At 33.6% G+C, this 238-nt stretch carries 1 pseudogene; it reads left to right on the top strand.

Annotation, left to right across the window (positions count from 1 at the left end):
- Positions 1–41 precede the first annotated feature (41 nt).
- Positions 42–238 (top strand): annotated as a pseudogene (locus AOA60_RS29690) (bifunctional UDP-N-acetylglucosamine diphosphorylase/glucosamine-1-phosphate N-acetyltransferase GlmU); the annotation flags it as partial.

The raw sequence follows: 238 nt of genomic DNA, 5'->3' as shown, positions 1-238 counted from the left end.
AAATCGTTGAGCATAAGGATGCATCAAACGAGGAACTACAAGTGAATGAAATTAATACTGGTACGTATTGTTTTGATAATAAAATGCTTTTTGAAGCATTACAACAAGTAGGAAATGATAATGTGCAAGGGGAGTATTACCTACCTGATGTGATTGAAATTCTCCAAAAACAAGGGGAATTAATTGCAGCTTATCAAACGCCTAATTTTAATGAGACTATTGGGGTAAATGATAGAGT

The organism is Pseudomonas sp. 2822-17, from assembly GCF_002742485.1.
Taxonomy (GTDB): Bacteria; Pseudomonadota; Gammaproteobacteria; order Pseudomonadales; family Pseudomonadaceae; genus Aquipseudomonas; species Aquipseudomonas cyclaminis.
Note: the sequence above shows the minus strand (reverse complement) of the source record. Positions and strands in the feature narration are given on the sequence as shown.